At 68.2% G+C, this 24,514-nt stretch carries 20 protein-coding genes; 17 read left to right on the forward strand and 3 right to left on the reverse strand.

The genetic code is table 11. The features are described from left to right. Positions 1–192: 192 nt before the first annotated feature. The 11 genes from WS49_RS06495 (at position 193) to WS49_RS06545 (ending at position 11,273) form a co-directional block, all read left to right on the forward strand. Positions 193–1,743 carry a sensor domain-containing diguanylate cyclase gene (locus WS49_RS06495; protein WP_059525526.1) on the forward strand — a complete coding sequence of 517 codons (1,551 nt, stop codon included), beginning with the start codon at positions 193–195 and terminating at the stop codon, positions 1,741–1,743. A 268-nt stretch (positions 1,744–2,011) separates the two neighbouring features. Beyond that, on the forward strand, positions 2,012–2,287 hold the full coding sequence (locus WS49_RS06500; RefSeq protein ID WP_059525528.1) for a hypothetical protein: 276 nt from the start codon (positions 2,012–2,014) through the stop codon (positions 2,285–2,287). A gap of 241 nt (positions 2,288–2,528) precedes the next feature. Next, complete coding sequence (locus tag WS49_RS06505; RefSeq protein WP_059525529.1) at positions 2,529–3,563, forward strand: succinylglutamate desuccinylase/aspartoacylase family protein; 1,035 nt, start codon at positions 2,529–2,531, stop codon at positions 3,561–3,563. Positions 3,564–3,590: 27 nt separating this feature from the next. Continuing rightward, a complete protein-coding gene (locus WS49_RS34850; protein WP_156441348.1) occupies positions 3,591–3,758 on the forward strand; it encodes a hypothetical protein in 168 nt (55 codons plus the stop codon). A 2-nt stretch (positions 3,759–3,760) separates the two neighbouring features. Beyond that, positions 3,761–4,162 carry a type II toxin-antitoxin system MqsA family antitoxin gene (locus WS49_RS06510; protein WP_059525531.1) on the forward strand — a complete coding sequence of 134 codons (402 nt, stop codon included), beginning with the start codon at positions 3,761–3,763 and terminating at the stop codon, positions 4,160–4,162. Positions 4,163–4,460: 298 nt separating this feature from the next. Continuing rightward, complete coding sequence (locus WS49_RS06515) at positions 4,461–5,021, forward strand: GNAT family N-acetyltransferase (protein ID WP_059525532.1); 561 nt, start codon at positions 4,461–4,463, stop codon at positions 5,019–5,021. Positions 5,022–5,084: 63 nt separating this feature from the next. Next, positions 5,085–6,026, forward strand: coding sequence for an ABC transporter substrate-binding protein (locus tag WS49_RS06520; protein ID WP_059525535.1), 942 nt, complete (start codon positions 5,085–5,087; stop codon positions 6,024–6,026). A gap of 38 nt (positions 6,027–6,064) precedes the next feature. Continuing rightward, a complete protein-coding gene (locus tag WS49_RS06525) occupies positions 6,065–7,114 on the forward strand; it encodes an LLM class flavin-dependent oxidoreductase (RefSeq protein WP_059525537.1) in 1,050 nt (349 codons plus the stop codon). A 7-nt stretch (positions 7,115–7,121) separates the two neighbouring features. Beyond that, on the forward strand, positions 7,122–8,480 hold the full coding sequence (locus tag WS49_RS06530; RefSeq protein ID WP_059525539.1) for an LLM class flavin-dependent oxidoreductase: 1,359 nt from the start codon (positions 7,122–7,124) through the stop codon (positions 8,478–8,480). A 59-nt stretch (positions 8,481–8,539) separates the two neighbouring features. Beyond that, positions 8,540–10,309, forward strand: a complete 1,770-nt coding sequence (locus tag WS49_RS36345) for an amino acid ABC transporter permease/ATP-binding protein (protein WP_082725471.1) — start codon at positions 8,540–8,542, stop codon at positions 10,307–10,309. 34 nt (positions 10,310–10,343) lie between these two features. Beyond that, complete coding sequence (locus WS49_RS06545) at positions 10,344–11,273, forward strand: ABC transporter substrate-binding protein (protein ID WP_059525541.1); 930 nt, start codon at positions 10,344–10,346, stop codon at positions 11,271–11,273. 86 nt (positions 11,274–11,359) lie between these two features. Here WS49_RS06545 and WS49_RS06550 read toward each other — a convergent pair whose 3' ends face one another. Together WS49_RS06550 and WS49_RS06555 are read right to left on the reverse strand one after the other, a co-directional pair. Beyond that, a complete protein-coding gene (locus WS49_RS06550; protein WP_059525543.1) occupies positions 11,360–12,454 on the reverse strand; it encodes an LLM class flavin-dependent oxidoreductase in 1,095 nt (364 codons plus the stop codon). A 52-nt stretch (positions 12,455–12,506) separates the two neighbouring features. Continuing rightward, entirely contained in the window at positions 12,507–13,472 is a 966-nt protein-coding gene (locus WS49_RS06555; RefSeq protein ID WP_059525545.1) for an ABC transporter substrate-binding protein, read from the reverse strand. A gap of 300 nt (positions 13,473–13,772) precedes the next feature. Between WS49_RS06555 and WS49_RS06560 the strand changes: the two genes are divergently transcribed. The 3 genes from WS49_RS06560 (at position 13,773) to WS49_RS06570 (ending at position 17,040) form a co-directional block, all read left to right on the forward strand. After that, the gene (locus tag WS49_RS06560) at positions 13,773–14,690 is read left to right on the forward strand and encodes an alpha/beta hydrolase family protein (RefSeq protein WP_059525547.1); all 918 of its coding nucleotides are present in this window, start codon (positions 13,773–13,775) and stop codon (positions 14,688–14,690) included. Further along, entirely contained in the window at positions 14,687–15,118 is a 432-nt protein-coding gene (locus tag WS49_RS06565; RefSeq protein ID WP_059525549.1) for a MarR family winged helix-turn-helix transcriptional regulator, read from the forward strand. Before WS49_RS06560 ends, WS49_RS06565 begins: the two co-directional genes overlap by 4 nt. 461 nt (positions 15,119–15,579) lie before the next feature. Next, positions 15,580–17,040, forward strand: coding sequence for a sialidase family protein (locus tag WS49_RS06570; RefSeq protein WP_059525551.1), 1,461 nt, complete (start codon positions 15,580–15,582; stop codon positions 17,038–17,040). A gap of 69 nt (positions 17,041–17,109) precedes the next feature. On the opposite strand, the gene adhP is transcribed toward WS49_RS06570, so the two are convergent. Then, the gene (gene adhP, locus WS49_RS06575; protein WP_059525553.1) at positions 17,110–18,138 is read right to left on the reverse strand and encodes an alcohol dehydrogenase AdhP; all 1,029 of its coding nucleotides are present in this window, start codon (positions 18,136–18,138) and stop codon (positions 17,110–17,112) included. Positions 18,139–18,599: 461 nt separating this feature from the next. On the opposite strand from adhP, the gene WS49_RS06580 reads away from it, so the two are divergent. From WS49_RS06580 to otsA, 3 genes are all read left to right on the forward strand, one after another. Next, positions 18,600–20,627 carry a TonB-dependent receptor gene (locus WS49_RS06580; RefSeq protein ID WP_059525555.1) on the forward strand — a complete coding sequence of 676 codons (2,028 nt, stop codon included), beginning with the start codon at positions 18,600–18,602 and terminating at the stop codon, positions 20,625–20,627. 372 nt (positions 20,628–20,999) lie between these two features. Continuing rightward, on the forward strand, positions 21,000–22,637 hold the full coding sequence (locus tag WS49_RS06585; RefSeq protein WP_059525557.1) for a methyl-accepting chemotaxis protein: 1,638 nt from the start codon (positions 21,000–21,002) through the stop codon (positions 22,635–22,637). A 464-nt stretch (positions 22,638–23,101) separates the two neighbouring features. Then, a complete protein-coding gene (otsA, locus tag WS49_RS06590) occupies positions 23,102–24,508 on the forward strand; it encodes an alpha,alpha-trehalose-phosphate synthase (UDP-forming) (RefSeq protein WP_059525559.1) in 1,407 nt (468 codons plus the stop codon). Positions 24,509–24,514 lie beyond the last annotated feature (6 nt).

Below are 24,514 nucleotides of genomic sequence, written 5' to 3' on the forward strand. Positions count from 1 at the left end.
CGCGTGCCCCGCGTCGGCGAATGCGCAAGGCGCGCGCCGGCGTGGTTGACGACGACTCGCCGGCGCCCCCGCACGACACGCGCGGCCGACGTTTCATGGTAATGTCGTGCGCATCCGGCTCGCCGGTCACTCCGCCACGTGCCGTGCCGGGCGGCCGGCAATGCGCCGCATCGTGTCGAGGTCAAAATAGCCATGGCAGTCAAGGCAAGCCTCCTGAATGCCGTTCTCGCCACTCCCCCCTGCGGCAATCACCGCGTGACGGCCGCGCTGCGCCCGTCGATGCTCGTCACGCTGTTCGAGGACGTGCGCCCGATGGCGCTGTCCGGCCTCGCCAGCGCGTTCGTCGCGGCGATCGCGCTGATCCGGCTGCAACAACTCTGGTGTTTCGTGTGGCTCGTCGTCGACGTCGGCCTGCTCGCCGCGCGGCTCGCGATCGCGCGCGCGTATGCCGTGCGCCGCGCCGCCGGCGACGATCGCGCCGAATACTGGGCGCTGCGCTATGCGCCCGTGTCGCTCGCCGCGTGCTTCGTGCTCGGCCTCGGCGTGATGGGCTGCGTGGAGGCGCCCGACGCCGAGCTCGGCACGCTGTCGGTGATGGTCGCGGGCGGCGTGTTCGGCGGAATCGCGTCGCGCAATTCGGCGCTGCCCCGGCTCGCGATGACCCAGGTCACGCTCGGTGTCCTGCCGATCGGCCTCGGCGCGGTGCTGGTCGACCGGCCCGGCGCCTGGCTGCTGCTGCCGCCGCTCGCGATCTATCTCGCGGCCATGCGCACGGTCGTCCAGCGTCATTACCGCGTGCTGGTCGCGCTGATCGCCGCGCGCCAGCGCAACGCCGAACTCGTCGCGCGCTTCGACGCCGCCCTCACCTACATGCCGCACGGCCTGTGCATGATCGACGGCGAGAGCCGCGTGATCGTCGCGAACCGCCGCACCGCGCAATTGTTCGGCTCGCCGCGCGAGATCATGCTCGACACACCGCTGCCCGACGTCGTCGCGGCGCTCGGCGCGAACGCGGTGACCGATTCCGACGGCGCAGGTCTCGCCGCACAATGCGACGTCTGGCTGAACCATGACGAACCGGTGCCGCTCGACATCACCCTCGCCGACGGCCGGCAGCTGGAACTGACGCGCCATCGCGTGCCGGACGGCAACGCGGTGATCATCGTCGAGGACGTCACCACGCGCCGCCGCAGCGAGCAGCACATCCGGCACCTCGCGCGACACGACGCGCTGACGGGTTTGCCGAACCGCCACGAACTGCATGCGCAACTCAAGCGGATGCTCGCGCACCGGCCGCAGCTGCCGGGCGCCACGCTCGCCGTCATGTATCTCGACCTCGACGGCTTCAAGGCAATCAACGACCGGTTCGGCCACCAGGCCGGCGATGAAGTGCTCACGCAGGTCGCCGAGCGGCTCGGCAAGACGCTGCCGCCCGGCGAGCTGGCGGCGCGGATCGGCGGCGACGAGTTCGTCGTCGCGCTCGACGCCACCACGATGCACGCCTGCTCGCTCCTCGCCGCGCGGATCATCCGGCAGATCTCGGCGCCGTATACGTTGTCGATCGGCGAGACCGTCAGCTTCGGGATCAGCATCGGCATCGCGCTCGACGACGGGCACGGCTCCCCCGACGAACTGATCCGCCAGGCCGACAGCGCGCTGTACGACGCGAAGTCGGCCGGCAAGGGAATCTACCGCTTCTATTCGGCCGGAAGCAGCCGCGTGACGCCCGCGACCACGAGCTGAGCGCGCGCCGTTCGCGTTGACGCCGGCGGCCTCCGCGCGTCCCTTCGCTTCCCGCGATTCATTCCCGAAACGCTTCGCGTGACTCCGCGCATACGCGCAGGTGTTCCGCCGCGCGCGCCCGTGTCACGTGACGTGTTCCGTAACATCGGCCCGCGCAGCACGTCACGTTCGCCGCAGAAGCCCGCACGCTCGGGACGGCGCACGGTATTTCATGGCTGGCACCCTTATTGCTCCTTGACTGGGAAACAGGATGTCAGGGAGCCCAAACATGAATACCGTCGAAGTCCTCAGCCATGCGGAAGCGAGCGATCAACTGGACGTGATCGACGGCGCCTCGCTGATCCGACGGCTCGTCTCCGAGCACCGCGCGCCCGCCGCGCGTGAAGCCGCGTGCGTCGACAATCCGCCGCTGACGCTGTATGGCGCATATCGCCAGGGCGTCACCGATCACGCGGCGCGACGCGCGAATCCGTATCGCGCCGGCAGCCGTTTCTGGGCGCTGTGGGAAGAAGGCCGTATCGAAGCTGAAACCTCCGGTCGCTGACGCGATCGCGCGCGCCGGCCCCGTCGCGACAAGGGGCCGACGCGCCGCACGGCATGTGCGGGCGGCCGCGCGCCGGCATGCGTTTCAGCGCTGCAACGTCGCGTGCGGCTGCTCGGGTTGCGTATGTCGCGGGTTCGCACGCGGGCCGGTTGACGGCGTCCGGCATTGCCCGCACCGCGCACGCCGCGCGGCGGTCGTTTCCCGATAAGATGGCAGATTCCGTTCATCGAACGATGCCGCCATGACCGCCTCCTCCTCCCACCGAAATCCCATCCACTGCGAAATCGATCTCGATGCGCAAGGCAAGCATGCGGGCTATCTGCGCCTGCCGCATTCCGTGCATCGCTCCGCATACGGCTGGCTGCCGATCCCGATCGCGTCGATCCGCAACGGCGACGGCCCGGTCGCGCTCGTGATGGCCGGCAATCACGGCGACGAATACGAAGGCCAGATCATCGTGTCGCAGCTGATGCGCGAGATCGATCCGGAGATGGTCAGCGGGCAGTTGATCCTGCTGCCGATGGCGAACTTCCCCGCGGCCGACGCCGGCTTGCGCGTGTCGCCGCTCGACGAGGGCAACCTGAATCGCAGCTTCCCCGGCGACCCGGCCGGCACGCCGACGCAGATGATCGCGCATTACATCGAGCATGCGCTGCTGTCGCGCGCGCAGTATCTGGTCGACCTGCATTCGGGCGGCAGCTCGCTGCTGTACCAGGGCGGCAACATGCTCGCGATCGACCCGCTCGACGACGACGAGGCCGCGAAGCTCAACGGCCTGCTGGTCGCGTTCGGGCTGCCGAACGCGCTGCTGCACGCGCCGAACCCGGTGCACTCGGCATCGGCCGCGCGCCGGCAGGGCGCGATCTCGATCGTGACCGAACTCGGCGGCGCGGGGATGGCCGATCCGTCGCTGATCCGGCTCGGCCGCCACGGGCTGCTGCACTACCTCGGCCATATCGGCCTGCTGCACGGCGCGCTCGTGCCCGACGCGCCGCCGACCGTCACGCGCTTCCTGCGTGTCGACGGCGATCGTCACTTCGTCTACGCGTACGAGCGCGGGCTGTACGAACCGCTCGTCAACCTCGGCGACCAGGTGAAGGCCGGCCAGCCGGCCGCGTGGGTGCACTTCCCCGATACGCCGCTGCGCGAACCGGTGCTGCACCGCTTCAACGGCGACGGCGAAGTGGTGTGCAAGCGCGTGCCCGCGCAGGTGCGGCGCGGCGATTGCCTGTTTCAGCTGGCGGAGGCGTCGACGCCGCCGCGCGTTGGCCGATAGGCCGGGTTACCGACCCGTATCTTTTCCGTGCAGTCTGCCAAGGATGGCGGACCGCACGCGTTCGCCATTAACCAACTTGACAAATTAACTCTTTTGGTTAAGATCGCGGATGGAAAAGAACGTGCCTCATTGCAAGCTGATCTGAAACTGACCGTGATCGACGACGTGCTGATCGTGTCGTTCAAGGAGCGATGAAAATGAAGTGTCCTGCGTGCGGTGGCGCGAAACTGGTCCGCGATACACGAGACATCCCTTACACATACAAGGGTCGCTCGACCGTCGTTCGCGATATAACCGGCGACTTCTGTCCTGCCTGCGGCGAATCGGTGCTGGATATCGACGAGGCAACCCGGCTCGGTGAAGCGATCGGCGAGTTCAACAAGCAAGTAAATTCGACCATCGTCGACCCGAAGTTCATCGCGAAGGTGCGCAAGAAGCTGATGCTGGATCAACGCGAGGCGGCCGAGATATTCGGTGGCGGCGTCAATGCTTTCTCGCGCTACGAAACCGGCAAGACGAACCCGCCGCTTGCCCTCGTGAAGTTGCTCAAGATTCTGGATCGTCATCCGGATCTGCTCGCGGAAGTTCGTGCAGCCTAGCCATACGCCCCTCCGGCATTGCGCATGCGACGAACCTTCGACGCGTGCGCCCCCCACCCCACTCCCCCTGCAAGCCTTCTGACTCTCCCCGCGAAATCCTTATCGAAATTGCTTCGTTCGTCTTTGCCGGCCGCGCCGCTAACGTGTTCGAAACGGCGGCGGCACGCCGGATGCAACGCAGGAAGCACCGCGGCCGCCGTCATCACGACAACCGCGTCGCGATAACGGAGCAGACCGGACGGGCCGTGTGGCAGGCCCCCGCCAGGAACGTCCGCATCGCGCGCCCTTCGCGATGCCCATGGCCACGAACGACCGCCTCATCGACACGACACCGCTCGACGTCCGCGCCCAGCCGCTGGTCGACGCGCTGATCGACGAATACGCGACGCGCTACGACGCGTATCGCCCCGACAGCCGCGCATCCGCACGCGACGAACTCGCGCGCTACCCGGCCGAGCTGTTCGCGCCGCCCGAAGGCGCGTTCGTGCTGCTGCTGCGCGACGGCGAAACGATCGGCGGCGGCGCGTTCAAGCGCTACGACGCGCAGACCGCCGAACTCAAACGCATCTGGACCCGCGCGGACCTGCGCCGTCAGGGGCTCGCGCGCCTGATCGTCGATGCGCTCGAACTGCGCGCCGCGCAGCAGGGCTATCGACGCGTGTACCTGACCACCGGCTTTCGCCAGCCCGAAGCGTGGGCGCTGTACGACCGCACCGGCTATACGCGGCTGTTCGATTCGTCGATCGATCCGGAAGCGTATTTCCACCTGCGCTTCGGCAAGGATCTCGCCGATCCGTCGCGCACGTCGACGCTCGCCGACCTGTGGGCGCCGCTTCCCGAAGCCGTGCTGCCGCGCTGAACGCCCCGCGCCACCCGATTCCGCTCTTCCGTTCCCCAAGACACGAAACGACAGGACCCATCCATGCAACGAGCCGTACCCTTCACGCCGCGCGCGCTCCGCACGCTGGCCGCCGCGCTGATCGGCGTGACCGCGATCGCCGCGGCCGCCGCGACCTTCGACCTCAGCCCCGAGCAACGTGGCCGCCCGCGCGGTGCGGCCGACGCGGCCGTCGAGCGCGCGGTGCCCGCGTCGTTCAGATTCGCCGAAGCCGGCACGCTGACGATCGGCGTCGCGCCGAGCCTGCCGCCGATCAGCTCGTATGCGACCGACGCGCGCACGGTGATCGGCTTCGACGCGGACGTCGGCCAGCTCGTGTCCGACAGCCTCGGCCGCAAGCTGAAGATCGTCCCGCTCGCATGGGCCGACTGGCCGCTCGCGCTCGAATCGGGGAAAGTCGACGCGGTGATCTCGAACGTCACCGTCACCGAGGAGCGCAAGCAGAAGTTCGATTTCTCGACCTACCGCAAGGACCAGGTCGGCTTCTACGTGCGCAACGACAGCAAGATCCAGTCGATCCGCGAGCCGAAGGACGTCGCGGGGCTGCGCATCGTCACCGATGCCGGCACCAACCAGGAAAAGATCCTGCTCGCGTGGGATCGCGAGAACGTCGCGCACGGCCTGAAGCCCGTGCAGGTCCAGTACTACGACGACCAGGCGATGCGCATCGTCGCCGTGCAGTCGGGCCGCGCCGATGCCGTGTTCAGCGTGAACTCGGTGCTCGCCTACCAGAGCGCGCAGCAGGGCAAGACGCGCCTCGTCGGCGCGATCAGCGGCGGCTGGCCCCGCACGGCCGACATCGCGATCGCGACGCGCCGCGGCAGCGGGCTCGCCGAGCCGCTGACGGTCGCGCTGAACGGACTGATCCGGAACGGCCGCTATCAGCAGATTCTCGACCGCTGGAACCTCGCCTCCGAAGCGATCGACCAGTCGCGCACGAATCCGCCGGGCTTGCCGAAGAGCTGAGCGCCGCCCGTCCACGCCCTCGCAGGAACGCCGACACCATGTCTTATTCGCTTTCATTGCTGGACAAAAGCCCGATCGCCGACGGCGCGACCGCCGCCGACGCGCTGCGTTTCACGACGACCCTCGCGCGGCGCGCGGAACAGCTCGGCTACGAGCGCTTCTGGGTCGCCGAGCATCACGGCGCGCCGGGCTTCGCGAGCTCCGCGCCCGAGATCGTCGTCGCGCACCTGCTCGCGCACACGTCGCGCATTCGCGTCGGTTCGGGCGGCGTGATGCTGCAGCACTACAGCCCGTTCAAGGTCGCCGAGTCGTTCAAGCTGCTCGCCGCGCTGGGGCCGGGCCGCGTCGATCTCGGCATCGGCAAGGCGCCCGGCGGATTGCCGATGACCACGCGCGCGCTGCAGTGGTTTCACGACAAGGCGAAGAAGCCCGACTTCGCGGGCCAGCTCGCGGAACTCGACGCGTTCCTCGGCTGGGGCGTCGCCGAGGATCATCCGCTCGCCGGCGCGGTCGCGATGCCGGTGCCGCCGCACGCGCCCGAACGCATCCTGCTCGGCGGCTCGCCCGACAGCGGCGCGCTCGCCGCCCGCCACGGCTGGCGCTTTTGCTATGCGGGGCACTTCAACGGCGACGACGCGAACCTCGAACGCTCGCTGGCCGCGTACCGCGACGCGGGCGGCACACGCCCGATCGTCGCGCTGTACGCCGTCGCCGCGCCGACCCGCGACGAAGCCGAGCAACTGATCGGGCCGCTGAAGATCTTCAAGCTGCAATTCGCCGGCGGCCAGAGCTTCAATCTGGCGAGCGCGCAGGCCGCCGCCGAATTCGCGCGGCAGAGCGGCGCGTCCGACTACCGGATCGACGAACTGCGCCCGACCGTGCTGGCCGATACGCCCGAACGCGTGCACCGCGCGCTCGACGCGCTGAGCCGGCGGCTCGACGTCGATGCATTCGTGATCGACTCGCCGGTGACCGACTACGCGGCACGGCTCGCGTCGGCCGAATGGCTCGGCGGCGCGCAGTCGATCACGCCTGTGCAGGCGGCCCTCGCCGCCGAACGTTTTCCTTCCCCCGACCAGAACGCGTGACGCTCCCATGACGACCCGACGATCGATTCCCTTCGGCCTGATGCTGCAAGGCGCAGGCAGCCACATGAACGCGTGGCGGCATCCGAGCAACCCGCCGGACGCGAGCATCAACCTCGACTTCGCGATCGGCATCGCGCGCAAGGCGGAAGCCGCCGGCATCGCGTTCGCGTTCGTCGCGGACGGCCTCTACATCAACGAGAAGTCGATCCCGCACTTCCTGAACCGCTTCGAGCCGCTCACCGTGCTGTCGGCGCTCGCGGTCGCGACGAAGAAGATCGGCCTCGCGGGCACGATCTCGACGTCGTACAGCGAGCCGTTCACGGTCGCGCGCCAGCTCGCGTCGCTCGATGCGATCAGCGGCGGGCGCGCGGGCTGGAACGTCGTCACGACGCCGCTCGAAGGCACCGCGAAGAATTTCGGCAAGGCGCATCCCGATCACGAACTGCGCTACGAAATCGCCGACGAATACCTCGACGTCGTGCAGGGGCTGTGGGACAGCTGGGACGACGACGCGTTCGTGCGCGATCGCGCGAGCGGGCGCTTCTTCGATCGCGACAAGCTCCATACGCTCGATCATCACGGCCGCTTCTTCCAGGTCGCCGGCCCGCTGAACATCCAGCGCTCGCCGCAGGGGCAGCCGGTGATCTTCCAGGCCGGCTCGTCCGACACCGGCATCGGGCTCGCGGGCAAGTACGCGGACGCCGTGTTCACGCATTCGCCGTCGCTCGACGAAACGGCCGCGTTCACGCGGCGCGTGAAGCAAAGCGCGGTCGAGCACGGGCGGCAGCCGGGCGACGTGAAGATCTTCCCCGGCGTCGGGCCGATCGTCGGCCGAACGGCCGCCGAGGCCGAAGACAAGTACCAGGCGATCCGCGACCTGCTGACGATCGACGAGGCGCTCGCGTATCTCGGCCGCTATTTCGATCACCACGATTTCACGCAGTACGCGCTCGACGCACCGTTCCCCGAACTCGGCGATATCGGCCGCAACAGCTTCCGCTCGACCACCGACCGGATCAAGGCCGACGCGAAGCGCAAGCACCTCACGCTGCGCGAGACGGCACTCGCCGTCGCGACGCCGCGCCCGAACTTCATCGGCACGGCCGAGCACGTCGCCGACGAGCTGATCCGCTGGCACGACGCCGGAGCCGGCGACGGCTTCATCCTCGGCTTCCCGGTGCAGGCCCAGGGCGTCGACGATTTCGTCGAACTCGTGATTCCGGTGCTCGAGGCGCGCGGCCGCTACCGCCGCGACCTGCCGGGCAGCACGCTGCGCGACCACCTCGGCCTGCCGCGCAAGGCGAGCCGCCATGCGGCGCCCGGCGCGGTGCGCAAACAGGGCGACGCGGCCGAAGCGCACGCCTGACGCCTGCGCGCCGCCTCGCGCGGCGCATCCGGCCAACCCGATCGAGGACCCTCACCGACATGAGCGACACGACCCATCTCGGCGGCGCACTGCCGCCGCTCACTTCCGCCCCCGCCCGCGACGCCGGCACGCGCCCGCGCATCGTGCCGGCCCGGCACAGGTCGCGCACGGTCGGCACCGTGCTCGCGCTCGTGCTGATCGCGCTCGCGCTGCATTCGATTCTCGGCAACCCGCAATGGGGCTGGCCTGTGTTCGCCGAATGGTTCCTGTCGCCGCCGGTGCTGTCCGGGCTCGCGCGAACGCTGGTGCTGACGCTGCTCGGCGCGGTGTTCGGCTTCGCGCTCGGCGCGCTCGTCGCGCTGGCCCGGCTGTCGCGCTCGCGCCTGCTCGCCGCGAGCGCGTGGACGTTCGTCTGGTTGTTCCGCTCGATTCCGCTGATCGTGCTGCTGCTGATCCTGAACAACCTCGGCTACCTGTACGAACACGTGCGGCTCGGCGTGCCGTTCACCGACATCGTGTGGTTCGACACGCCGACCACCGACCTGATCAGCCCGTTCCTCGCGGCCGTGCTCGGCCTCACGCTGAACCACGCGGCGTTTTCCGCGGAAGTGATTCGCGGCGGCATTCTCGCGGTCGATCAGGGGCAGCTCGAAGCGGCCGCCGCGCTCGGCCTGCCGCGCGGCCGCCAGACCACGCGCATCGTGTTGCCGCAGGCGATGCGCGCGATCCTGCCGACCGCGTTCAACGATCTGATCACGCTCGCGAAAGGCACGTCGATGGTCTACGTGCTCGCGATGCCCGAACTGTTCTACACGGTGCAGGTGATCTATCGCCGCAATCTGGAAGTGATTCCGCTGCTGATGGTCGCGACCGTCTGGTACCTGATCATCCTGACCGTGCTGTCCGCGATCCAGGTGCAGGTCGAGCGCCACTATGCGCGCGGTGCGCTGCGCAATCCGCCGCCGTCGGCGCTGACGTTCGTGCTGGCGCGCATCGGTGCGCTGCGGCGGCGTGCGGCAACCGCCGATGCGACGTTTCAGGGCAACGCTGACGCGCCAGTGCCGCGCACCGGCGGCGAGGTCGCCGTGCACAACGTGTCGAAGCAGTTCGGCATGCAGCGCGTGCTCGACAACGTGTCGTTCGTCGCGCCGCGCGGCAGCGTGACGGTGATCGTCGGGCCGTCCGGCTCGGGCAAGTCGACGCTGCTGCGCACGATCAACCATCTCGAACGCGTCGACGACGGCTTCATCGACATCGACGGCGAGCTGATCGGCTATCGGCGCGACGGCGACGTGCTGCACGAGCTGAAGGAGCGCGACGTGCTGAAGCGGCGCACGGCGGTCGGAATGGTGTTCCAGAACTTCAACCTGTTTCCGCACCTGACGGTGCTCGAGAACCTGATCGAGGCGCCGGTCGCCGTCGGCGGCGTCACGCGCGAGGCCGCCGAGCGCACCGCGCGCACGCTGCTCGCGCGCGTCGGCCTCGCGGACAAGGCCGACGCCTACCCGCGCCAGCTGTCCGGCGGCCAGCAACAGCGCGTCGCGATTGCGCGGGCGCTCGCGTTGCGCCCGAAGGTGCTGCTGTTCGACGAGCCGACGTCGGCGCTCGATCCCGAACTGGTCAACGAAGTGCTCGACGTGATCAAGGAACTGGCGCGCTCGGGCACCACGCTCGTGATCGTCACGCACGAGATCGGCTTCGCGCGCGAAGTCGCGGACAACGTGCTGTTCATGGAGCGCGGCCGCATCGTCGAGTCGGGCCCGCCCGCCGTCGTGCTCGACGCGCCGGCCCATCCGCGCACGCGCGCGTTCCTGTCGCGGGTGCTCTGATGCACGCCGCTCACGACCTCCGAGGCACCCGACGATGATCGACCGACGCCAGTTCATGACCACCGCGCTCGCGGCCGCCGCCGGCCTCCGGTGGCACGCGGCCGACGCGGCCGCGACCGCCGATCTCGATCCGCGCCAGGCCGGCCGGATCCGCGCGTCGCGCGACGATGCAGCGATTCGCGCGGCCGGCAACTACCGCTGGGTACGCGACGGCGCGTTCACGGTTGCGATTTCGCCGCACGCACCGCCGGTGTCGACCTATGCGACCGACGCGCGCACGGTCGTGGGCGCCGATCCCGACTATGCGCAGCTCGTCGCGGACGCGCTCGGCCGCACGCTGGTGCTGGTGCCGATCGCGTGGGCCGACTGGCCGCTCGGGCTCACGTCGGGCAAGTACGACGCCGTGATCTCGAACGTCGGCGTGACCGAGAAGCGCAAGGAGAAATACGATTTCACGACCTATCGGCTCGGGCTGCACGGCTTCTACGTGCGCACCGCGAGCCCGATCGCGAAGATTGCCGAGCCGAAGGACGTCGCGGGCCTGCGCGTCATCACGGGTGCGGGCACGAGCCAGGAGCGCATCCTGCTCGAATGGAGCCGACGCAACGTCGCGCAAGGGCTGAAGGCGACCGAACTGCTCTATTTCGACGACGATGCGGCAGCCCGCGTCGCGTTGCTGTCGGGCCGAGCCGACGCCGAGCTGAACCCGAATGCGTCGCTGGCATACGAGGCCGCGCGCGACGGCAGGATTCGTCGGGTCGGCGTCGTCAACGCGGGCTGGCCGGCAAATGCGGATGTCGCGATCGCGACGCGTCGCGGCAGCGGGCTCGCGCCGGCGCTGACGCTCGCGACGAACGCACTGATCGGCAACGGCCGCTACGGGCAGGCGCTGGCGCGCTGGGGGTTGCAGAGCGAGGCGGTTGCGCGCGCGGAGACGAATCCGCCGGGGTTGCCGTCGTTTTGACTCGATGCGCTGACCCATGAATCGAAATCGCCCCGGCATTCCTCGATCGAAATGCCGGGGCGAAACGAACGGACCACCTTCGCCGCCTACGCCGTCACCGTCGCGTGATACCGGTCGAGTTCCGCGATATGCGCGTGAATCGCCGGAATCAGATCGCGTCCGTAGGTCAGCGCATCGTTGAGCGGATCGAAACCACGGATCAGGAACGTCGACGCGCCGAGCCGGTAATACGCACCGAGCGCCCGCGCGACCTGTTCCGGCGTGCCGACGAGCGCGGTCGAATTCCAGCGCGCGCCGGTCAGGTTCGCGACGCCCATCCACAACCGCTCGTCGAGCACGTCGCCCTGCGCGGCCGCGGCCATCAGCCGTTGCGAGCCCGCATTCTGCGGTGCGTGACCGTCGATCGGCTGGCCGTTCGCGAGCCGAGCCGCGCGCACGCGCGCACGGATCGCCTCGGCCTTTTCCCATGCGGCGGCTTCGGTGCTCGCGACGATCGGCCGGAACGACACGCTGATGCGCGGTGCGCGTCCGAACGGCGCCGCGGCGGCCCGCACGCGCGCGATCTGCTCGCGCACCGCGGCGAGCGGCTCGCCCCACGTCATGTAGACGTCCGCGTGCTGCCCGGCCACCGCCAGCGCCGCCGGCGACGAACCGCCGAAATAGATCGGCACGTGCGGCCGCTGCGCACCTTTCACGACCGGCGACGCACCGCGAAGCCGATAGAACGCGCCGTCGTGATCGACCGGCGCGTCGGCGAGCCAGATGCGCTTCAGCACGTCGAGATATTCGCCGGTGCGGCGATAGCGTGCGTCGTGCGGCACGAAATCGCCGTCACGCTGCAGGTCGGCATCGTCGCCGCCCGACACGACGTTCAGCGCGAGCCGGCCGCCGCTGAACACGTCGAGTGTGGCGATCTGCCGCGCGGCCGCCGACGGCACAATCACGCCCGGCCGGTGCGCGAGCAGGAGGCGGATGCGTTCGGTGGCGGCGGCCGCGAACGACGCGACGATGAAACCGTCCGCCGCGTTGCTGAAATGGCCGATCAGGATCTGGTCGAAGCCGGCGGCTTCGTGCGCCTGCGCGAAGCGTCGCACGTAGTCGGGCTGGACGGCGGCGCCGCCCGGTACGTCGACCTCCGCGCCGGGCGTCGCGGTGATCATGCCGATGATGTCGACGGGCATGTCGGGCTGTCCTTCTGGTGGTGGATGGGAACGGGCGGACCTGGCGGCACGATCACTGCGCGGCGGCCGTCTTTTGCGCGGGCGCGGCGAAGGCGCCCGCATACGAGCGGTCGAGCAGCTTCGCCGTGTCGTACGCGACCGGAATCACGCCGGCCTTGTGCAGGAAGTCGGCGGTGTTCTGCGCATCCTTCGCGGCCGTGTCGTCGACGGGGCCCACGCGCTGATGCGCGTTGTCGAGCCAGCGGTACGCGACGTCCGGCTCGAGCTTCGCGCGCTTCGCCCACAGGTCGGCATACTCGCGCGGATGACTGTCGACCCACTGGCGTGCGGCCACCACGCGCTTCAGGAAATCGGTGATCTCCGCGCGCCTGGCCGTAGCCGCCTGCTCGTTCGCCGCGACGAAGCTCAACGCGGGCATCAGGCCCTGCGCGGTCGTCACCGGCCGCGCGCCCTGCCGCAGCGCCAGCGTGCTGACGAACGGCTCCCATAGCGACACGGCGTCGACCGAGCCGTTCGCGAGCGCGTTGGTCGCATCGATCGGCATCAGGTACGCGTACTTGACGGAATCCGCCGGCAGACCGGCGTGTTCGAGCGCGCGCAGCACGAGCTGCTGGCTCCATGCGCCACGCCAGACGGCGACGGTCTTGCCCCGCAGGTCGGCGACGGTGCGCACCGGCGAGTTCTTCGGCACGAGGATCGCGACGCCGTCGAGGCTCTGCCGCGACACCGCGACCACTTTCACCGGCGCGCCGCGCGCGGCCAGCGTGAGCAACGCGGAATCGCCGAGGAAACCGACGTCGATCGCATTGCCGTTCAGGCTTTCGGCGACGGGTGCGGCGGCCTGGAAGTGCTTCCACTCGATCGTGTAAGGCAGGTCCTTCAGCACGCCGGACGCCTCCATCGACGCCTGGATGTTGAAGTAGTTCTGTTCACCGACGCGCAGCGTGACGGTGTCTTTCGCGATGCCCGGCTGCGCGGCGAGCGCGAGCAGCAGCGCCGTGACGATTCGGCTCAACAACGTGATCTCCCCGGAGGTTGGCGGGCGGCCGCGCGATGGCGTCGCCCTTGGGTCCGCTTGCCGCAACGGCCGGCGGACGGATGGAACCGATGAAGATACGGCGATCGGCGTCATGAGACAAACGCAATATTCTGCTATGTAAAGATGCAAATATTTTATGAATGCGCCGCCGCGAAGCGACGCCGTTTGCCAGCTCGTCGTGCAACACCGTTCGAATGATTCCTCGACAGATATTTCGCGCACGAAATAAATCCCGAACTATATTTCGCATACGAAATACCTACCCGAACGAGGACGGCCATGACGTCGGAACCTGTCGAGTTTTGCGCCGCCGACGGCTATACGCTGCGCGGCACGCTGTGGTCGCCGGACGCGCCGCCGCGCGCGCTGGTGTTGATCCATCCGGCCACCGCCGTGCCGGAGCGGCTGTACGCGGGCTTCGCGCGCTTCCTGACCGAACGCGGCTTCTCGGCGCTGACCTACAACTATCGCGGCATCGGCGCGTCGCGGCCCGCGCGGCTGAGCGCGCTGCAGGCCAGCATGCGCGACTGGGTCGAGCTCGACGTCGGTGCCGCGATCGCGTGGGCGCGCGATGCGTACGCGGGGTTGCCGCTGCTGGCGGTCGGGCACAGCGTCGGCGGCCACGCGATCGGGCTGTCGGCCGGCACCGCGCACCTGCGCGCGGCCGTGCTCGTCGCCGCGCACGCAGGCAGCACGCGGCTGATTTCCCGCGCGACCGAACGGCTGAAGGTGCGGCTGATCCTGCGCGTGCTCGGCCCGCTCGCGTCCGCACTGCTCGGCTACGTGCCCGGCAAGCGGCTCGGGCTCGGTGAGGACCTCCCCGCCGGCGTGTTCCGCGAGTGGAGCCGCTGGACCACGTTGCCGCGCTACTTCTTCGACGATCCGACGCTCGGCGCAGCCGAGCGCTTCTCGAAGCAGCAGTTGCCGATTCTCGCGCTCGGCTTCGACGACGATCCGTGGGCAAACCCGCCGGCGATCGACCTGCTGGTAAGCTACCTGACCCGGGCGGCCGTCGAACGCCGCCAGATCGATCCGAACGCCGCGGGCAGCGGGCCGGTCGGACACATGGGCTTCTTCCGCAGCCGGCCAGGCACCGTGCTGTGGCCTGCAGTCGCCGACTGGCTCGCGCAGGCGCTCGACGCGCCGCGCGCCGCGGGTCGCCCGTCCCTTTCCACTGCAGCCTGGAACCGAGCTTGAGCGAAGACCGACGACTGTTTTTCCTGTTGAACATCGGCCAGCGGCGCGTGCAGCGCTGGGTCGACCGCAAGGCCGAGACCGATGCGCGCGCCAGCGCCGCGCAGGCCGGCGTGCTGTTCTGCCTTGCGAGGCAGGACGGCGCGCTGATCGGCGAAGTCGGCGCGGCGCTGCAACTTGTGCCGTCCGCGATGACGGGGCTCGCCGACCGGATGGCGAAGGCCGGCCTGCTCGCGCGGCACGCCGATTCGGACGACGGGCGGGCAACGCGCCTGTTCCTGACCGACGAAGGACACGCGGCGCTCAAGCGCGCGCGCGTGGTGCTGCGCGAACTGAACGGCAAGCTGTGCGACGGGTTTTCCGACGAGGAACTCGACGTCGTCGCGCGCTGGCTCCACGCGTTGCAGGACCGCTTTCCGGCCGATCGCTGAACGGCGCCGGCGGTGCGCTGCATCGGCAAGATACCGCGTAATCGATAGCGATTCCGATTCGCGCTTTCGATTCGGTTTCCGAACTTTCAGGCGGCAAATTTTGCGTTCCGGATCCGCTGCCTCGGCAACGCTTTCCGGCTACGTCCTGTTACAAAAAATTGCCTGCCGCGCCGCATATCGATCGCCTACATTGCTATCCACTTCGACGCATTCGTCGTATGCACGGACTGGCCTTCCCGTCGCGTCCGTATCCCGGGACGCACCCGACAAGTAACGAAAACGAACAGGTGTCTTGACCGACGTGCTGGCGGCATCCAGCACACGCGGATTGCGATGACTGAAGCGGCTTCCTGAACGACACGATCCGACGCGTGGCACGGCATCCATTGCCGCCGCGTACCGGCGCGCGACGTGCCGCCGTGCCGTGACATCGCCGCCGCACGTGAACGAGGAGCAGTCCCATGCGACGCACGATGGTGTCCCACTCGCTTGTCACCCGTCTCACCCGCCTGTCCGCCGCGACGGCAATGGCGATGGCCGCCGCCGCGGCCGCGCATGCCGACCCCGTGGTCGTGTCCGGCCCGAGCCCGTTCGCCGCCTGCACCATCGGCGGCCCCGGCACGAACTACGTCAACGCCGAGGTCGAACCATGGCTCTCGGTCAATCCGGCGAACCCGACCAACATGATCGGCGTATGGCAGCAGGATCGCTGGTCGAACGGCGGCGCCCACGGGCTCGTCGCCGGCTATACGTTCGACGGCGGCGCGACCTGGGCGCGCACGCCGCAACCGTTCAGCGCCTGCGCGCCGGGCGGGCTCAAGTACGAGCGCGCGTCGGATCCGTGGGTGTCGTTCGGGCCCGACGGCACCGCGTATTCGGTATCGATCTCGTTCAACCAGTCGAACAACGGCAATGCGGTCGCGGCCTCGGTGTCGACCGACGGCGGACAGACGTGGAGCAGCCCGGCCGTGCTGATCGCGAACGACGAACCGACGACGCAGTTCTTCAACGACAAGGAATCGGTGACGGCGAACCCGGTGAAGGCCGGCACGGCCTACGCGGTGTGGGACCGCCTCGAGCTGCCGAACGGCAACCCGTACGCGAACCTGCACACGCAGGCATATCGCGGGCCGACGTTCTTCTCGAAGACGGTCGACGGCGGCAAAACGTGGAGCAGAGCGAAGGTCATCGTCAACGTGCCGTCGCGTCAGCAGACGATCGGCAACCAGATCGTCGTCGACCCGAAGACCGGTACGCTCTACGACTTCTTCGACCTGATCCAGCCGCCGTTCAGCAAGGCGGCCGGCAAGGTCGCGTTCATCAAGTCGACCGACGACGGTGCGACCTGGACGAAGCCGCAGGTGATCGCCGGGCTGCAGACAGTCGGCGTGACCGATCCGAACACCGGCGAACCGGTACGCACCGGCGACATCATTCCGGAACCCGCGATCGATCCGGCATCGGGGCAGCTGTACGTCGTCTGGCAGGACAGCCGCTTCAACGGCGGCAACTACGACGAGATCGCGCTGTCGACGTCGAAGGACGGCGGCGCGAGCTGGAGCGCGCCGCTGCAAGTGAACACGCCGACCGGGCGTGCCGCGTTCAATCCGTCGGTGCGCGTCGACAATGCCGGCTCGGTGATGGTCACCTACTACGACTTCCGCGACCTGCAGGCCGGCAATACGACGACGCTGCCGACCGGGTTCTGGCGCAAGATCTCGCATGACGGCGGCACCACGTTCGCCGACGAGCGGCGCGTCGGCGGCCCGTTCGACATGAAGCTCGCGCCGAACGCGGAAGGCTTCTTCATCGGCGATTACCAGGGGCTCGACGTGCTGCCGTCGTCGTCGTTCCACCCGTTCTTCGTCCAGACCAACGCGGGCAACCTGACGAACCGCACCGACGTGTTCTTCGCGCCGTGATGCGCGCATGAGCGCAACGCAGCGCTGCCGCGACGTCCCTCGCGTCGCGGCAGCGTGCCCGCATGCGCGTCAATGCATGTCGGTCAGCACGATGCGGCCATCGACCTTCCCGTCGCGCAGCCGCGCGAATATGTCGTTGATGTTGCCGAGCCGGTCGCGATGGATGTGCGCGCGCACCAGTCCGTCCGCCGCGAAGTCGAGCGATTCCTGCAGATCGCGCCGCGTGCCGACGATCGAGCCGCGCACCGTGATGCCGTTCAGCACGGTCGAGAAGATCGGCAACGGGAAATCGCCGGGCGGCAGGCCGTTGAGCGCCACCGTGCCGCCGCGCCGCACCATCCCGAGCGCCTGCGCGAACGCGCTGCGCGACACGGCCGTGACCAGTACGCCATGCGCCCCGCCGATCTCCTTCTGAATGACCTTCGCCGGATCGTCGGTCGACGCATCGATCGTCAATTGTGCGCCGAGCTGGCGCGCAAGTTCGAGCTTGGCCGGCGACACGTCGATCGCCGCGACGTGCAGGCCCATCGCGCGCGCGTATTGCACGGCCACGTGGCCGAGCCCGCCGATACCGGAAATCGCGATCCACTGGCCCGGACGCGTGTCGGTGACGCGGATGCCTTTGTAGACCGTCACGCCCGCGCACAGGATCGGCGCGATCTCGTCGAACGCGACCTTCGCCGGTAGATGGCCGACGTAGTCGGGATCGGCCAGCACATATTCCGCATAGCTGCCGTTGACCGAATAGCCGGTGTTCTGCTGCCCGTGGCAAAGGGTTTCCCAACCGGTGTGGCAGTACTCGCAGTGACCGCATGCCGTGTAGAGCCAGGGCACGCCGACGCGGTCGCCCTCGCGCACGTGCGTGACGCCCGCGCCGACCGCCGCGACGACGCCCACGCCTTCGTGTCCGGGAATGAACGGCAGCGTCGGCTTCACGGGCCAGTCGCCGTCGGCGGCGTGCAGGTCCGTATGGCAGACGCCCGACGCCTTGATGTTGACGAGGATCTGGCCTGCGCCCGGCGTCGGGATCGGCACTTCCTCGATGCGCAGCGGTTCGCCGAACGCGTGCACCACGGCCGCTTTCATGGTTTGAGTCATGCGTCGCTCCTGTCTGGTCGATGACCGCGCCAGTATCCGGGCTCGAAACCGCAACGCATTGATACGCATCAACGGGGCAGAAATCGTGCGCGGCGGCGGATTCATCGCGAGGCATGGTTCCCCGCGTCGCCGGCCCCGCTGCCGGTTTGACGTACCGCCTCTGTTTTCTCAGCCATTTCGGCAGGTTGTCGGAAACCCCGTGGCCCACCGCCGTTCCGCTTGGAATTCGAAATGATATAACATATCATTTCGCGAGCTCGTCCACCTGCGGCCGTTCCATCCGGGTGGCCGGGTTACGCCGAGTCATATCCAAGCGGGTCACTGCGCGCCGCAGACGCAACAATATATCGTATCCAAGGCGTGACCCACATGACTCGTTTCCCGATCCGATTCCAACCGATTCACCGACCATGCGCGACCTCCCTCGTCTACCGCTTCGCCCGCTCCCGCCCGTTTCGCTGATGCTGTTCGCCGCCGTCGCGCACGCGCAAGCCGATACGCCCGCCTCGTCGACGCCGACGCACACCACGGCGCTCGCGCCGATCTTCGTGACCGCGAACCCGCTCGGCGACACCGAGCTGATCTCGCCGACCGTGCAACTGTCCGGCGACGCGCTGACGCGCCGCCAGGCCGATTCGCTCGGCGAAACGCTCGATGGCCTGCCCGGCGTGTCGACCACCACCTACGGCCCGATGGTCGGCCGCCCGATCATCCGCGGGATGGACGGCGACCGGATCCGGCTGCTGCAGAACGGCGTCGCCGCCTACGACGCGTCGTCGCTGTCGTACGACCACGCGGTGCCGCAGGATCCGCTGTCGATCGAACGCGTCGAGATCGTGCGCGGGCCGGCCGCGCTGCTGTATGGCGGCAACGCGGTCGGCGGTGTCGTCAACACGATCGACAACCGGATTCCGCGCGAGGCGATCGAAGGCGTGACGGGCGCGCTCGACGCGCGCTACGGCGGGGCCAATTCGATGCGCGCGGGCGCCGCGCAGGTCGAAGGCGGCAACGGCCGCTTCGCGTTCCATGTCGACGCATTCGACCGGGAAACGAGCAAGCTGCGCATTCCCGGCCACGCGCGCAGCAGCCAGCAACGGGCGATCGACGGCCCCGACACGCCGCAACCGTACGGCAACGTGCCGAACAGCGACGGCCGCGTGCATGGCGGCGCGCTCGGCGCGTCGTACACGTGGGCCGATGGCTTCGCGGGCCTGTCGTACAGCGGCTACGAGTCGAATTACGGCTCCGTCGCCGAGGACGACGTGCGCCTGCGGATGCGTCAGGAACGCCTCGCGCTCGCGTCCGAGGTGCGCAACCTGAGCGGCCCGTTCACGAAGCTGAAGTTCGACTTCGCGTACACCGACTATCGCCACAAGGAAGTCGACAACGGCGCGACGGCCACCACTTTCCGCAACCGCGGCTACGAGGCGCGCATCGAGGCGCGGCATCGCAAGATCGGCCCGTTCGAAGGCGCGATCGGCGTGCAGTTCGGCCAGAACACGTTCTCGGCGCTCGGCGACGAATTGCTCGTGCCGTCCACGCGCACGAACAGCGTCGCGCTGTTCGGCCTCGAGGAATGGCAGGTCGCCCCCGCGCTGAAGCTGAGCCTCGGCGGGCGCTTCGAGCACGTGAAGGTCGATCCCGATCCGGCCGGCGTCGAGAAATTCGCGCTCGCACAGCCGCGCGACTTCAATGCCGGCAGCGTATCGGCCGGCGCGCTGTTCTCGCTGACGCCCGTGTGGTCGGTCGCGGCGAACGTCGCATACACGGAACGCGCGCCGACCTTCTACGAGTTGTACTCGAACGGCCCGCACGACGCGACCGGCCAGTTCCTGATCGGCAACCCGAACGCGTCGAAGGAAAAGGCCGTGTCGACCGATCTGTCGCTGCGCTATGCAAGCGGCCCGAACCGCGGCAGCGTCGGCGTGTTCTACAACCGCTTCTCGAACTATCTGACCGAGTACAACACGGGCCGCATCGTGAACGAAGACGGCGAACCGGTCGCCCCCGGCGCCGGCGATACGCTCGACGAAGCAGTCTATCGCGGCGTGCGCGCCGAATTCTACGGCGTCGAACTCGACGGCAAGTGGCGCGCGTTCTCGCGGCGCGGTCACACGGTCGACCTGGAACTGACCGCCGACTACACGCATGCGCGCAACGTCGACACCGGGCAGCCGCTGCCGCGCATCGCGCCGCTGCGCGCGACGCTCGCGGCCGATTATGGCTACGGCCCGTTCGGTGCGCGCGCGCAGGTGACGCACGCGTGGTCGCAGCATCGCGTGCCCGACAACGACTTTCCGACCGATGGCTACACGTCGCTCGGCGTGATGCTCACGTACAAGTTCCGTGTCGGCGCGACGCACTGGCTCGCGTACCTGCGCGGCGACAACCTGACGAACCAGGAGATCCGCTATGCGACCTCGGTCGTGCGCGGCTTCGCGCCGCAAGGCGGCCGCAGCGTGATGGCCGGCCTGCGCACGACGTTCTGATTGCCGGACGGCCCGCGGCGCCGGCCGCGGGCCGGATCGGGCGTTCCCGAACGTCCGGCCGTAAATGCGCGATTCACCCGTAAATCGAGAAACATGCCAATCGGACGATTTGAGAAACCGACCGGAACTTATTAACTTTCTGCAAAAAAGTGGATATTTATATCCGCGTATGAACGCGATGATCATCGATGATTCCCGAGCGTTTCTCCGGATCGAGAACGCCCAACTGGCGGGGGATTCCAGCGAAAAAGAATAAATATCAGGGTTTTCGATGGGTAAAGAAATAGCCGGCATTCCCGTTAATGACGGCACGGGCCTGCACGCGGTCGAACAATAAATTCCCATCGCCAACCACTCGCACGGGGGCACATCGTGAAAATCGCCAGAATAACCATCAAGACAAAACTGCTTGGCGGCTTCGGTTTGCTCGCCGTGGTCGTCGTGATCGTGTCGGGCATGTCGCTGAAAGCGCTGTCCGATACGAACGACGAGTTTTCCCGATACATGAACGGCGTCAATGCGCGCGCAAACTTGTCCGCGCAAATCCGTACGGCGGTCGACCGGCGCGCGATCGCCGCGCGCAACCTGGTGCTCGTGACCACGCCTGCCGACATCCAGATCGAACTGGCCGAAGTGCAGCAGGCGCACAAGGACGTGCAGGACCGTCTCGCGAAGCTGAAGGACATGATGGCGAACGCGACCGACACGACCGATCGCGCGCGCGAACTGGTCGCCGAGATCGGGCGCATCGAAGCGAGCTACGGGCCGGTTGCGCTGAATATCGTCGGGCTCGCGCAGGCCGGCAAGAAGGACGAGGCAACCGCCGATATCGACAATCGCTGCCGTCCGTTGCTCGCGCAACTGGTTCGCGCAACCGATGCGTACGCAACCTATACGCACGAGCGCGAAGTCGCGATCGCGCAGGCATTCGCGGATCGCTACGCGATCGAGCGCAATCTGCTGCTGGCCATCTGCGCAATCGCGCTCGTCGTGGCGGCTGGCGGCGGCCTGTGGCTGACGCGCAGGATCACCGCACCGATCGTCGCGGCGGTCGACGTCGCGCGCACGGTGGCAAACGGCGATCTCGGCAGCCGGATCAGCGTGAGCGGCAACGACGAAACGCGCGACCTGCTCGACGCGCTGCGCACGATGAATGCGCGGCTGATCGACATCGTCGGTCGCGTGCGCGATTCGTCGAACAGCATCGCGCATGCGGTGGGCGAAATCGCATCGGGCAATCTCGACCTGAGCCAGCGCACCGAGGAACAGGCTGCATCGCTGCAGGAAACCGCCGCGACGATGGAGGAATTCACGTCGACGGTGCGCCTGAACGCGGAGAACGCGCAGCAGGCGAGCACGCTCGCCGCGAATGCGTCGGACGTCGCGCTGCGCGGCAGCGCGGTGGTCGGCCGCGTGGTCGATACGATGACGGAGATCGGCCACAGCTCGTCGAAAATCGCGGACATCACCGGGATCATCGAAGGCATCGCATTCCAGACCAACATCCTTGCGCTGAACGCGGCCGTCGAGGCGGCACGCGCGGGCGAACAGGGCCGCGGCTTCGCGGTCGTCGCGAGCGAGGTGCGCAGTCTCGCGCAACGTTCGTCCACCGCCGCGAAGGAAATCAAGGAGCTGATCTCGGCATCGGTACAGACGATCCAGGACGGCTCGGCGCTCGCGGGCGAAGCCGGCAAGACGATGTCGGAGGTGACGCGAGCCGTCGCGCGCGTCACCGACATCATGGGTGAAATCGCGGCCGCATCGGCCGAACAGAGCCGCGGCATCGATCAGGTGAACCTGACGATCACGCAGATGGACGAGACGACGCAGCAGAACGCGGCACTCGTCGAACAGGCCGCGGCCGCGTCGAAATCGCTCGAGGCGCAGGGGCGCGATCTGTCGGAGACGGTGTCCGCGTTCCGGATGCCGGCCGGCGAACATGCAGCGTCGGCACGCGCACGCACGCATGCGGCCGACGGCGCATCGCACTGGCAAGCTGCCGCCGCGTAACGCGTCACTCGAAACACGATGCGCGGCCGCGCGGTACGCGGTCCGGCCGCGCTTCGCCCCCCGCCTGCGTGCGACGGTCGTCGTGCTCGTTCGAACCTGAAACGGCAGGCGTCGCGCGGCACGCATTCTCTCGCGCGTCGACCACGCGCATCGCGCTTGATCAAAGCAATGTCGATCGACGCGGAATACGATCCCCTTTCTCCGGGATCGCAATTTCCGGTCCCGCCCCATACGCGACACGGCAAGTAATGAACCGACGTGCGAATTCGCCGATCGCGGTCATGCACTTTTAAATCAGCCGAATGACGAGTATGCTTAAAAAAGCACTCCACGTTCGAACGGCGAATCGCATGCCCTGATTCCCGTCCGCTCGTATCGCGGCCCCATCGCGCCACGCGTCGATGGCGGCGTCCGCCTCGCGCCCTGGCCGCACGAACCTTCCCCAACCATTCGCAGGAGAGCTGGTGAGCCGACTCGTCGTCGTATCCAATCGTATTGCAGATCCCCGTAAAGCCGCGGCAGGCGGGCTTGCCGTGGCCGTGAAAGACAGCCTGCAGGAATCGGGCGGCGTCTGGTTCGGGTGGAGCGGCAGGCTGCGTGGCGAAGGCGAACGCCCCGCGCACGGCGACGACGTGCAGATCCAGAATGTCGGCGGCATCCAGCTCGCGACGATCGATCTCGATCCGCAGGATTACGACGCGTATTACCTCGGCTACTCGAACAACGTGCTGTGGCCGGTGTTCCACTACCGCCTCGATCTCGCGCAGTTCGACCGCCGCTTCGCGGACGGCTACCGGCGCGTGAACCAGCTGTTCGCGCGCAAGCTGAGCACGCTGCTGCGTCCCGACGACGTCGTCTGGGTCCACGACTACCAGCTGATTCCGCTCGCCGCCGAACTGCGTGCGACGGGCTGCACGAATCCGATCGGCTTCTTCCTGCACATTCCGATGCCGCCGCCGCCGATCATGGCCGCGATCCCGGAGCACGAGTGGCTGATGCGCTCGCTGTTCGCCTACGATCTCGTCGGCTTCCAGACCGAATCGGATCTGCTTCACTTCGAGCATTACGTCGAGGCCGAAGCCGGCGCCGCGCGGCTGCCGGACGGCCGCCTGCACGCGTTCGGCCGCACGCTGTCGGCCGGTGCGTTCCCGATCGGCATCAACGTCGACGAATTCGCGGCGCTCGCGGAGAATCGCGACGGCATCGACATGTTCGAGCGGATGCGCGACGAATATTCGCGCCGTCAGCTGCTCGTCGGCGTCGACCGGCTCGACTACACGAAGGGGCTGCCGCAGCGCGTGCACGCATTCCGTCAGTTGCTCGAACAATATCCGGAGAACCGCGACCGCGCGACGCTCATCCAGATCGCCGCGCCGAGCCGCGAGGATCTCGGCGCATACGACGACCTGCGGCGCGAGATGGACAGCCTGTGCGGCGCGATCAACGGCGATTACGGCGAACTCGAGTGGATGCCGATGCGCTACATCCACCGCACGGTCGCGCGCAAGCGCTTGCCGGGCCTCTACCGCGCGAGCCGCGTCGCGCTCGTCACGCCGCTGCGCGACGGGATGAACCTGGTCGCGAAGGAGTTTCTCGCCGCGCAGGACGAGGCCGATCCGGGCGTGCTCGTGCTGTCGCGTTTCGCGGGCGCGGCCGAGCAACTGAAGCCCGCACTGCTCGTCAATCCGTACGACACGCAAGGCACCGCGCAGGCGATCCAGCGCGCGCTCACGATGCCGCTCGACGAGCGCCGCCAGCGTCACGACGCGCTGATGGCGATCGTGCGCAAGACCGACGTGCACTGGTGGCGCACGCGCTTTCTCGACGCGCTCGCCGAAGCGGCGGAAGTCGCCGCCGCGACCGCGTCCTGACGCATC

The organism is Burkholderia sp. RF7-non_BP4 (assembly GCF_001521935.1).
In the GTDB taxonomy this organism is placed as follows: domain Bacteria; phylum Pseudomonadota; class Gammaproteobacteria; order Burkholderiales; family Burkholderiaceae; genus Burkholderia; species Burkholderia diffusa.